The organism is Streptomyces sp. NRRL S-340 (assembly GCF_000720185.1).
Lineage (GTDB): Bacteria > Actinomycetota > Actinomycetes > Streptomycetales > Streptomycetaceae > Streptomyces.
The window spans coordinates 58,886-69,916 of the sequence record NZ_JOIY01000032.1 but is presented as its reverse complement, the minus strand read 5'-3'; the positions used below and the strand labels follow the sequence as shown (position 1 = coordinate 69,916).

General features: G+C 72.2%; 10 protein-coding genes. 6 read left to right on the top strand and 4 right to left on the bottom strand.

Annotated elements, in window-relative coordinates:
* Nucleotides 1–66 precede the first annotated feature (66 nt).
* Nucleotides 67–780, top strand: coding sequence for a TetR family transcriptional regulator (locus IG64_RS24205; RefSeq protein WP_078884192.1), 714 nt, complete (start codon nt 67–69; stop codon nt 778–780).
* A gap of 232 nt (nt 781–1,012) precedes the next feature.
* Here IG64_RS24205 and IG64_RS24200 read toward each other — a convergent pair whose 3' ends face one another.
* The 4 genes from IG64_RS24200 to IG64_RS24185 all read right to left on the bottom strand — a co-directional run bounded on the left by IG64_RS24200 (nt 1,013) and on the right by IG64_RS24185 (nt 4,776).
* Nucleotides 1,013–1,273 carry a hypothetical protein gene (locus IG64_RS24200; RefSeq protein WP_037859790.1) on the bottom strand — a complete coding sequence of 87 codons (261 nt, stop codon included), beginning with the start codon at nt 1,271–1,273 and terminating at the stop codon, nt 1,013–1,015.
* Nucleotides 1,274–1,355: 82 nt separating this feature from the next.
* On the bottom strand, nt 1,356–3,605 hold the full coding sequence (malQ, locus tag IG64_RS24195) for a 4-alpha-glucanotransferase (protein WP_037859789.1): 2,250 nt from the start codon (nt 3,603–3,605) through the stop codon (nt 1,356–1,358).
* The gene (locus IG64_RS24190; protein ID WP_051813302.1) at nt 3,606–3,884 is read right to left on the bottom strand and encodes a hypothetical protein; all 279 of its coding nucleotides are present in this window, start codon (nt 3,882–3,884) and stop codon (nt 3,606–3,608) included. It abuts the gene before it with no gap.
* Between the two features lie 355 nt (nt 3,885–4,239).
* Nucleotides 4,240–4,776, bottom strand: a complete 537-nt coding sequence (locus IG64_RS24185) for an HNH endonuclease (RefSeq protein WP_037859785.1) — start codon at nt 4,774–4,776, stop codon at nt 4,240–4,242.
* 347 nt (nt 4,777–5,123) lie between these two features.
* Here IG64_RS24185 and IG64_RS24180 point away from each other — a divergent pair, with 347 nt between their 5' ends.
* From IG64_RS24180 to IG64_RS24160, 5 genes are all read left to right on the top strand, one after another.
* Nucleotides 5,124–6,224 (top strand): mechanosensitive ion channel family protein, encoded by a 1,101-nt coding sequence (locus IG64_RS24180; RefSeq protein ID WP_037859784.1) that lies wholly within the window; start codon nt 5,124–5,126, stop codon nt 6,222–6,224.
* A gap of 319 nt (nt 6,225–6,543) precedes the next feature.
* Complete coding sequence (locus IG64_RS24175; RefSeq protein ID WP_037859781.1) at nt 6,544–7,755, top strand: ROK family transcriptional regulator; 1,212 nt, start codon at nt 6,544–6,546, stop codon at nt 7,753–7,755.
* A 90-nt stretch (nt 7,756–7,845) separates the two neighbouring features.
* Nucleotides 7,846–9,183: an ABC transporter substrate-binding protein gene (locus IG64_RS24170; protein ID WP_037859780.1), complete on the top strand. Its 1,338-nt coding sequence runs from the start codon at nt 7,846–7,848 to the stop codon at nt 9,181–9,183.
* A 7-nt stretch (nt 9,184–9,190) separates the two neighbouring features.
* Nucleotides 9,191–10,132, top strand: a complete 942-nt coding sequence (locus IG64_RS24165; protein WP_037859779.1) for a carbohydrate ABC transporter permease — start codon at nt 9,191–9,193, stop codon at nt 10,130–10,132.
* Nucleotides 10,133–10,134: 2 nt separating this feature from the next.
* Nucleotides 10,135–11,031 carry a carbohydrate ABC transporter permease gene (locus tag IG64_RS24160; RefSeq protein WP_037859777.1) on the top strand — a complete coding sequence of 299 codons (897 nt, stop codon included), beginning with the start codon at nt 10,135–10,137 and terminating at the stop codon, nt 11,029–11,031.

Sequence of the window (11,031 nt, the reverse complement as noted above, 5' to 3'; positions counted from 1 at the left end):
CTTGTCGGCGCACGAGCGTTGGCCTGCGCTTGTTGGCGATACGCCTGTTGGCCTACGTTTGTTGGCATGCCTAGCCAAGCCTCACCCGGCCCCGCCGCTTCGCCCGCCCCCACCCCCGACACCAAGACCACCCCTGGCACCACGACCACCTCTGGTCCCACGACCACCGCCGGCACCACAGCCACCCCCGGCACCCACAAGCCCGCACCGGCTCCCGCGCCTGCCCCCGCCCGGCGGTCCGATGCCACCCGTGCCGCCATCCTCGCCGCCGCGCGAACACGGTTCGCGGCGGACGGGTACGAGCGGGCCACCATCCGGGCGATCGCCAAGGACGCGCGGATCGACCCGTCCATGGTCATGCGCTACTACGGCAACAAGGAGAGCCTGTTCGCGGCGGCCGTCTCCGTCGACCTGCGACTGCCGGACCCGTCGGCGCTGCACCGCGACGAGGCCGGCCACGCGCTCGTCTCCCACTTCCTGGCGCTGTGGGAGGAGAACGGCGAACTGACGGCGATCCTGCGGGTCGGGGTCACGAACGCCGCCGGGGCCGAGCGGTTGCAGCGTGTGTTCCGGGAGCAGTTGCTGCCGGTCGCCCGCGCGCTGTGCCCGGATCCCGAGCAGGTGCCCGCGCGGGCGGCCCTGTGCGCGTCGCAACTGCTCGGACTGGCCCTCACCCGCTACGTCCTGCGCATCCCGGCGGCGGTCGCACTGGCGCGCGAGGAGGTCCTGGCGTGGCTGGCGCCCACCGTGCAGCGGTACCTGACGGCTCCCAGCCCCTGACGGCTTCGGTCCTGCCTGCTGCCCGCCTGTGCCGGCTCCCAGCCCCTCCCCTGACGGCTTCGGCCCTGCCGGCTCCCTGCCTGTGCCGGCTCCCCGCTCCTGCCGGCCGGGGTGGAAGAACGCACGGAGGGCGCCCGTTCCGCCCCGGTACGGCGTTGCGTACGCGGGGCGGGACGGGCGCCCTCGGTGGAAGACCAGCAGGTCCCGGGCGGACCGTGTCCGGAGGTGGGCGTCAGGCCTTGACGTTCACGTTCCGGCTGGTGCTCTGCTGCTTGCGGGACTTGTCCAGCACCATGACCAGACCCGCGATGATCACGAACAGGGCGAGCGGGATACCGACGAAGAGCCCCAGCGTCTCGGCGACGCCCAGACCCTTGCCGGGGTCGTCACCGTCGTCGCGGGTCACCGCGAGCGCGGGGGACGACATGAGCAGCATCATCAGCGTCGTACCGGCCGCCAGGGTGCCGGCGCGCAGGGCGTTCTTCTTGTCCACGATGCAAAAGTAGCGAACGCCGGAACGGGGCGCGCGTCCGGGGTGCCGTATGGACACGGCCGCTGTCCGCGCGCCCCCGCGCTCACCCCTCCGCGCCCGCCGTACCGCGCGCTCCCCCGTCCGCTCCCGTTCCTGCTGCCGTGCCCGTGGTCCCGGCGCGCAGCACGTCCGTCAGCGCGTGCAGGCGGGGTGCGGCGGCGAGGTCCTCCAGCGTCACGGGCCGGCCCTCGGCGTCGGCGACGGGCAGCCGCCAGTTCGGGTACTCGTACCAGGTGCCGGGGAGGTTCTGCGGGCGCCGGTCGCCGACGGCGTCGGGCAGCCAGAGGCCGACCATCCGGGCCGGGGTGCGCAGCAGGAAGCGGTGCACGGCCCGGATCCCGGCCTCGATACGAGCCTCCGCCCCGGCCTCCTTCTCCGCCCCGCCCCCGTCAGCGGTCCCGTCCCCGGCGTGGTGACCGGCCTGGCCGCCGGCCTGGTATCCGGCCTGGTGACCGTCCTGCCCGGTCTCCTGGAGCAGGCCCAGTTCGCCCAGCAGCGCCAGCCACTCCGCCGCGTCGGCCGCCGCCTCCGCGCGTTCCTCCTCCAGCGAGCGGGTGAGCAGGCCGAGCCGGTGGCGCAGTGCGACGTGCTCGCCGGTGAGGCGGGCGGCGGTGGGCGGCAGGTCGTGCGTGGTGGCCGTCGCCAGGCAGTCGGCCCGCCAGCGCTCGGGCGGCAGGGGGCGGCCGTCGCCGTCCCAGTCCCGTTCGAACCACAGCACGGACGTGCCGAGCACGCCCCGCCGGTCCAGGGTCTCGCGCACGCCGGGCTCGACGGTGCCGAGGTCCTCCCCGATCACCACGGCCCCCGCCCGCGAGGCCTCCAGCACCAGGGTCGCGAGCATCGCCTCGGCGTCGTAGCGGACGTACGTGCCCTCCGTGGGCGGGCGGCCCTGCGGGACCCACCACAGCCGGAACAGACCCATGACGTGGTCGATGCGCAGGGCGCCGGCGGAGCGGAACAGGGCGCGCAGCAGGCGGCGGAACGGGGCGTAGCCGGAGGCGGCGAGACGGTCGGGGCGCCACGGCGGCAGGCCCCAGTCCTGGCCGCGCGCGTTGAAGGCGTCGGGGGGCGCGCCGATGGACATGCCCGCGGCGAAGTGGTCCTGCTGCGCCCAGGCGTCGGCCCCGCCGGGGTGCACGCCCACGGCGAGGTCGTGCACGATCCCGATCGGCATGCCCGCCTCGCGGGCGGTGCGCTGGGCGGCGGTGAGCTGCTCGTCGGTGAGCCAGGCGAGGCGGGTGTGGAAGTCGACGCGGTCGGACAGTTCGGCGCGGGCGCGGGCGGTGTCGGCCGAGCGGGGGTCCCTGAGCCCCTCGGGCCACCGGCTCCAGTCGGGGCCGTGCACCTCGGCGAGCGCGCACCAGGTGGCGTGGTCCCGCAGTGCCCGGCCCTCGCGGGCGCGGAAGGCGTCGTAGGCGGCGGTGCGGCCGGGGCCCAGCGGTACCCGGTGCAGTATTTCCAGGGCCTGGCGTTTGAGGTCCCACACCGCGTCCCGGTCGATCAGGGCGCCCTTGCCGAGGACGTCGGCGCGCAGCCGTTCGGCCTGTTCCCGCAGGGCGCCCAGCCGGTCGCGGTCCGCCTGGCCGGTGGCGTAGGGGAACTCGGGGACGTCCTCGACGCGCAGGTGCACGGGGTCGGGGAAGCGGCGGGAGGAGGGGCGGTAGGGCGAGGGGTCGGTGGGGGTGCCGGGGACGGCCGCGTGCAGCGGGTTGACCTGCACGAAACCGGCTCCGAGGGCCCGTCCGGCCCAGCCGCTCAGCTCGGCGAGGTCGCCCAGGTCGCCCATGCCCCAGGAGCGCCGTGAGAGCAGGGAGTAGAGCTGGACGAGCAGTCCGTAGGAGCGTTCGGGCGGGGTGGGGAGGCGGGGCGGGGCGACGATCAGGTGGGACTCGCCGGTGCGGCCGTCGGGGGCGGTGGCGGTGAGGCGGTGGACGCCCGGCGGGAGGCCGTCGGCGGTGCGGCGGGTCTCGCCCTGCTCGGTGACGACGGCGAGGCGGGTGCCGGCCGGCAGCGCGGTGAGGGCCTGCGCGGGGCCGCTGTCGCTCCAGGAGACGACGGTGGGGGGCAGCAGGCGTTCCCGGAGTTCGCGCGTGCGGGCGGCGAGCGCGGCGCGGGTCGCCGCGGGGCCGCTCGCGTCGACGTCCAGGGCGGCCAGCGCCGCGACGACGGCGGCGGTCGAGGCGGCCACCGTGCGCCCCGGTGAGGGGCTGTAGGAGGTGGCGACGCCGTGCAGCGCTGCGAGCCGGGTGAGGTCGTCTTCCCCGGAGGGCTCGGCCGGCCGTGGCGCTGTCATCTACCGCTCCGCGCCGCAGGGGTCGGTGTCGGCGGTGGACTCGCTGGTCAGCGGCGCGGCCTCGGCGAAGGGGGGCTCACTGGTCAGCGGCTCGGCGTCGGGCAGCGGCGGCTCGCTGGTGAGGGGGGCCTCGGCGTAGGCGGCCTCCGAGGTGAAGACGTCGGTGAAGGCGTCCGTCTGCGGCTCGTCGAGGTGGAGGTCGTCCGGGGTGGACGCGTCCGGGCGGTGGTCGGCGGGCGGCCGGTGCCCGGGGGCCGGCTCCGCCCCGGGTTTGGGCAGGGCGGCCTCCGGCCCGGCCGGGCCGGACAGGGCGGTGTCGGACAGGGCCGGGAGCAGAAGGTGGGCGGGTGCGGTCACGGGGGGTCTCCTTGTTCGAGGTGCGGCATCGAGCGGATTACCGCAGCCCTACCCAGTGCGCGCGAGGGCAGGCGCACCAATGCGAACTACGTGCTCCTGGTCACATTCCCCACCACCCTTGCCCGGGCAAACACGGCATAGCGCCACCATTCCCTGCCCGGGCTTTCACCGCCCGGACCCGCCCCGGCGGTCAGCGGGCGGCTGTCCGCAGCGGGTGCGACCGGCGTGAGCCGCCCGGCCGGCCGTACGGCCTCCGAAGACGCGAAGGCCCGGTTCGTCAGGCGGAGATGCCGTCGATCCGGGCCAGGGCGTCGTCCGCGCCGTAGGGCTGCAAGTAGGGCAGCCAGCGCGGGTCGCGGTGCCCGGTGCCGATGATGCGCCAGGCCAGACCGGTGGGCGGGGCCGGCTTGTGCCGCAGGCGCCAGCCCAGTTCGACGAGGTGGCGGTCGGCCTTGACGTGGTTGCAGCGGCGGCAGGAGGCCACCACGTTGTCCCAGGCGTGCTGGCCGCCGCGGGAGCGCGGGATGACGTGGTCGACGCTGGTGGCGACGCCGCCGCAGTACATGCACCGGCCGCCGTCGCGCGCGAACAGCGCCCTGCGGGTCAGTGGAACGGGCCCCCGGTAGGGAACCCGCACGAAGCGCTTGAGCCGGACCACGCTGGGTGCGGGGACGGTGACGGTCGCGCTGTGCAGATGGGCGCCGGACTCCTCGAGGCAGACTGCCTTGTTCTCCAGCACGAGGACGAGCGCGCGGCGGAGCGGTACGACGCCGAGGGGCTCGTACGACGCGTTGAGGACCAGGACATGCGGCACAGGGGCCTCCTTGTACGCCGGCGGCGCGTGGCTCGCGCCGGGACGATCTGCAGTCAGTCTCCCCTCATGCCTGGTGAACGCGCCACCATGTCCCGGTAACGGGCTGGGAGTGTTTTCGACCACACCTCATACATCCCCCGGATCACGGTTCGCCCACACGGCCTGATCAGAGCGGGGTGCGCGCCTTGCCCACGGGATCCTCCTCGAAACTTCACGGGAACCCGCACACCGTGCCCCGTTAGTGTGGTTGCCCTGCCCGTCCGGTGACCTCTTCGTGACCCAGACGATATCGACCGCCGCGTTCGGATCGCGGCGCCGGCGGGCGGACGCACCTGGAGGTACCTGCCGTGTCCTTGTCCGCCGTCCTGCCGGCCGCCGCCGGTTCGTCGCCGTCGCCGTCCCCCTCGGAGTCGCCCTCGGTGACGGTGCCCACGCTCCAGGACGCCCAGGAGAGCGCGAACCAGGCCGCGAGCTGGGTCGAGCAGAACTGGTCCACGTGGCTGGCGGTCGGCATGCGGGTCGTGCTGATCCTGGTGGTGGCGAGCGTGCTGCGCGTGGTGGTCCGGCGGGCCATCACCAAGCTGATCGATCGGATGAACCGCACCGCGCAGCAGGCGAGCGGCACCGCGCTGGGCGGTCTGCTGGTGAACGCCGAGCGGCGCAGGCAGCGCTCCGCCGCGATCGGTTCGGTACTGCGTTCGGTGGCGAGCTTCCTGATCATGGGCACCGCCGCGCTGATGGTGCTGTCCGCGTTCCAGATCAACCTGGCCCCGCTGCTGGCGTCCGCCGGTGTGGCGGGTGTCGCGGTCGGTTTCGGCGCGCGGAACCTGGTCACCGACTTCCTCTCCGGCGTCTTCATGATCCTGGAGGACCAGTACGGCGTCGGGGACACGATCGACGCGGGCGTCGCCTCCGGCGAGGTGATCGAGGTCGGCCTGCGCGTGACCAAGCTCCGCGGCGACAACGGTGAGATCTGGTACGTCCGCAACGGTGAGGTCAAGCGCATCGGCAACCTGTCCCAGGGCTGGGCGACGGCGGGCGTGGACGTGACCGTCAAGGCGAGCGAGGACCTGGACCGGCTCAAGGCGACGCTGAGCGAGGTCGCGGAGAAGATGGGCAAGGAGGAGCCCTGGAACGAGCTGCTGTGGAGCCCAATCGAGGTGCTCGGCCTGGACAGCGTGCTGATCGACTCCATGGTGGTGCGGGTCTCGGCCAAGACGATGCCGGGCAAGTCGACGGCCGTCGAGCGGGAGCTGCGCTGGCGCGTCAAGCGCGCCTTCGACGCGGCCGACATCCGCATCGTGGGCGGTGCGACGGCCCCGGTGGACGAGGAGTCGGCCCCCGACCCGATGGCGGCGGTCGCCGCCCCGTCGGTGCACTCCGAACCGGCGTCCTCGGAGACCAGGGCGGCCGCACCGGTCCCGCCGCAGCAGACGGCCGGCAAGTAGGGGCACGGCCGCGGGTCGGGTCCGGGGGCGGGTCCAGGGGACGGGTCCGGCGGGGCCGGGACGGCCGCGGGGCCGGGGTGGGGGCAGAAGCCCAGGGGCGTCCCGGGTCCTCCGCAGCCGCACCTCCGGCCCTCCCCGGGGATCCCCGGAGCCACCCGCTGAAACCACCTCCGAAGCCCCCGCACATAACGAGTCCGTTGCCTCCCGTCCGCCCACCCTTGACGCCCCCTTCATCCCGGGCTTAGGTTCCTGGCACTCGAACAGTAAACTTTCCTAACAGTGATCCTCGGTGATCTTCCAGTGCAGGGGGGCGAGACGCATGGCAGGGACCACCGGCACACCGGGCACCCCGCGTGTCCTGCGCGCCATGAACGACCGGGCCGCCCTCGACCTGCTGCTGGAGCACGGGCCGCTGTCGCGCACCCGCATCGGCAAGCTCACCGGGCTGTCCAAGCCGACCGCCTCGCAGCTGCTGGCGCGCCTGGAGGCCGCCGGGCTGGTCCTGGCGACCGGGACCAGCGAGGGCCGGCCGGGACCGAACGCGCAGCTGTACTCGGTCAACCCGGCCGCCGCGTACGCGGCCGGGCTCGACGTCAACCCGCACCGCATCCGCGCCGCGGTCGCCGACGTCACCGGCCGCACCGTCGGCGAGTTCCACCTGCCGACCCCCGGCCGGCACCCGTCCCAGCCGGTCGTACGGCAGGTCACCGACGCGCTGGACGGTGCGGTGAAGGCGGCGGGCGTGGCCCGCGCCGACGTCCACCGCCTCGTCATCGGCACCCCCGGCGCCTTCGACCCCGGCACCGGCCGCCTGCGCTACGCCTCCCACCTGCCCGGCTGGCACTCCCCCACGATCCTCGACGAGCTGGCCGCCGCGCTGCCGATGCCGGTGGAGTACGAGAACGACGTCAACCTCGTCGCCGTCGCCGAGCAGCGCCTGGGCGCGGCCCGCGGCCACCAGGACTTCGTGCTGCTGTGGAACCAGGAGGGCCTCGGCGCCGCACTGGTCCTCGGCGGCAGACTGCACCGCGGCTGGACCGGCGGCGCCGGCGAGGTCGGCTTCCTGCCGGTTCCCGGCGCGCCCCTGTTCCGCCAGGTCACCAAGGCCAACAGCGGCGGCTTCCAGGACCTGGCCGGTGCGCAGGTCGTGCCGAAGCTGGCCCGCCGGCTCGCCATCGAGGACCTGCCCTCCGGCCCGTACGCCGAGGCCGCCGCCGAACTCGTCGCCCGCGCCGCCGATCACGCGGGCGGCCCGCACCGGGAACTCCTGACCCAGTACGCGACCCGGCTCGCCACCGGCCTGGCCTCCCTGGTGTCCGTCCTCGACCCCGAGCTGGTGGTGCTCAGCGGCAGCGCGCTCACCGCCGGCGGCGAGGTGCTGCGCGCCCTGGTCCAGGCCGAGCTGGAGGAACTGGCCGCCTCCCGGCCCCGCCTGGTGGTGGGCGACGTACGAGAACGCCCCGTGCTGCGCGGCGCGCTGGAGAGCGCGCTCGCGGCCACCCGTGACGAAGTCTTCGACACCTCACGCTGACCCCCGCGCCCCTCCCGCCGTCCCCGCGTCCCCCTGCTTCCGCTCCGTCCCCCTTCCTCACCGCCCCGCCCGTCCCAGGGAGATCCAGCCATGCCCGAAGTGTCCCGGAAAGCGGCCCTCGCGCTCGCCGCCTCCGCCTCCATCGCGCTGTTCGCCACCGCCTGTACGGGCCAGCCGGAATCCGGCGCGAACGACGACGCCTCGAAAGACACGACGATCAACTTCTGGCACGCCTGGAGCGCGCCGAACGAGGTGAAGGCCGTCCAGTCGCTGATCGACGGCTTCGAGAAGGCGCACCCCAACATCCACGTCAACGTCGTCGGCAACATGACCGACGACAAGATGAACCAGGCGCTGCGCACCGGCGGCGACAAGGCGCCGGACGTGATCTCCTCCTTCACCACCAACAACGTGGGCAAGTTCTGTTCCTCGGGTGCGCTGGTCGACCTCAACCCCTTCTTCAAGAAGGCGGGCGTCGACCCGGAGAAGACCTTCCCGAAGGCGATGAACGAGTACACGCAGTTCGACGGCAAGCGCTGCACGGCGCCGCTGCTGGGTGACGCGTACGGGCTCTACTACAACAAGACGGCGTTCGACAGGGCGGGGATCGGGCGGGCGCCGAGGACCTGGTCCGAGTTCGAGGCGGACGCCAAGAAGCTGACGGTCCCCGACGGGGACGGCTACAAGCAGCTCGGTTTCATGCCGACCTACCACGGCTGGGAGTCCACGACCGAGCACCTCTTCGCGCAGTTCTCACCGAAGTACTTCGACACGGACGGCAAGTCGAACGTCGCGAAGGACCCCGCCTTCGAAAAGGGTTACACCTTCCAGAAGAAGCTCGTCGACGAACTCGGCGGGTTCCAGAAGCTGGAGAAGTTCCGTGCCACCCTCGGTGACGAGTGGGGCCCCAGGCATCCCTTCCACACCGGCCAGGTGGCCATGCAGCTCGACGGCGAGTGGCGCCTGGGCATGGCCGAGGAGGCCAAGCCGAAGTTCGAGGTCGGCGTGGCGCCGCTGCCCGTCCCCGACGACCAGGAGAGCCAGTACGGCAAGGGCTACATCACCGGAACCATCACCGGTATCGCCGCCACCAGCCACAAGCAGAACGCGGCCTGGGAGTTCGTGAAGTACATCTCCACGGACACCGACGCGGTGGTCGGATTCGCCAACGACATCCACAACGTGCCCTCCACCCTCGCCGCCCTGAAGTCCCCGAAGCTGAAGTACGACCCGCGTTTCAAGACGTTCCTGGACATCGCGGGCGACACGAACTCGACGACCACGCCCGCCTCCATCAACGGCGGCCAGTACCTGGTCACGATCCAGCAGCTCGGCTACGACTACGAGAGCGGCAAGCAGAAGGACCTGAAGGCCGGCCTGGAGAAGGCGGCCCACCAGATCGACACGGACATCGCGCAGGCGGAGTAGGAAAGCGATGACCACTCTCACCCTGGCGTCCAAACGCCGCCGCGCGGCACTGAAGACCCTCGCCTTCATGTCGCCCTGGCTGATCGGATTCGCGGTCTTCTTCGCGTACCCGCTGCTCTCCACCGTCTATTTCTCGTTCATGCACTACGACGGTTTCAACGCGCCGGTGTTCAGCGGCGCGAAGAACTGGACGTACGTCTTCGAGAACTACCCGCTGTTCTGGCCGGCCCTGCGCAACACCCTGTGGCTGGTGGTGATCATGGTCACCCTGCGGGTCGCGTTCGGGCTCGGCGTGGGCCTGCTGATCACCAAGATCAAGACGGCCACGGGCGTCTTCCGCACCCTGTTCTACCTGCCCTACCTGGCCCCGCCGGTGGCGGCGACCATGGCCTTCGCCTTCCTGCTCAACCCCGGCACCGGCCCGGTCAACTCCCTGCTGGAGAAGACCGGCATCCCCGCGCCCGGCTGGTTCAACGACCCCACCTGGTCCAAGCCGGCCCTGACCCTGCTCGCCCTGTGGGGCGTCGGCGACCTGATGGTCATCTTCATGGCCGCGCTCCTCGACGTGCCCACCGAGCAGTACGAGGCCGCCGAGCTGGACGGCGCCTCGCCCTGGCAGCGCTTCCGCTACGTCACCCTGCCGAACATCTCGCCGATCGTGATGTTCGCCGTGGTCACCGGCGTGATCCAGACGATGCAGTACTACACCCAGCCACTGATCGCCGGGAAGGTCGCCTCGGGCGTGATCCAGGGCGCCGGCACGATGTTCGAGCCCGGCTACCCCGACAAGTCCACGCTGACCCTCCCCCAGCTCGTGTACAACCTCGGCTTCCAGCGTTTCGACTACGGCTCGGCCTGTGTGGTGGCGCTGGTGCTGTTCGTCCTGTCCATGGCGTTCACCGCACTCCTGATGCGGCGCCGCGGCGGTCTCATGCAGGCAGGTGACTGACGATGACCCAGGTCCTGGACCACCCGGCCACCCTGAAGAAGGCCCCCGTCTCCCCGGCCGGGCGCACCGCCCGCCGCAAGGCCCTCCTGGAGTGGGTCGCCGTCCACGCGCTCGGCGTGGCCACCGCCCTCTTCTTCGTGCTGCCCTTCGTGTTCGTGTTCCTGACCTCGCTGATGAGCGACAGCCAGGCACTCAGCCGCGACCTGATCCCGCACACCTGGGAATGGGGCAACTACCGGAAGGTCTTCGACACCCCGGGCTTCCTCACCTGGTGGAAGAACACGCTCCTGTACGCCGGGCTGGGCACCGTCCTCACCGTCGTGTCCTCGATCCCGGTGGCCTACGCGCTGGCCAAGTTCCGCTTCCGGGGCCGCAACCTGTCGCTCATGCTGGTGATCTCGATGATGATGCTGCCCCCGCAGGTGATCATCATCCCGATGTACCTGTTCTGGGCGAAGCAGCTGGGCCTGTCCGGCACGCTGTGGCCGCTGATCGTCCCGATGGCGTTCGGTGACGCGTTCTCCATCTTCCTGCTGCGGCAGTTCCTGACCACCATCCCGAACGAGTACCTGGACGCGGCGAAGGTCGACGGCTGCGGCGACCTGCGCACCCTGGTGCGGGTGGTGCTGCCGATGGCCAAGCCGGGCATCGCCGCCGTCGCCCTCTTCCAGTTCTTCTACGCCTGGAACGACTACTTCGGCCCGCAGATCTACGCCTCGGAGAACCCGGCCGCCTGGACCCTGTCCTACGGCCTGGAGTCCTTCAAGGGCGCCCGCCACACCGACTGGAACCTCACCATGGCCGCCACCGTGCTGGTCATGGCCCCCGTGATCCTCGTGTTCTTCTTCGCCCAGAAGGCGTTCGTCGAGGGCGTCACGCTCACCGGAGTAAAGGGTTGA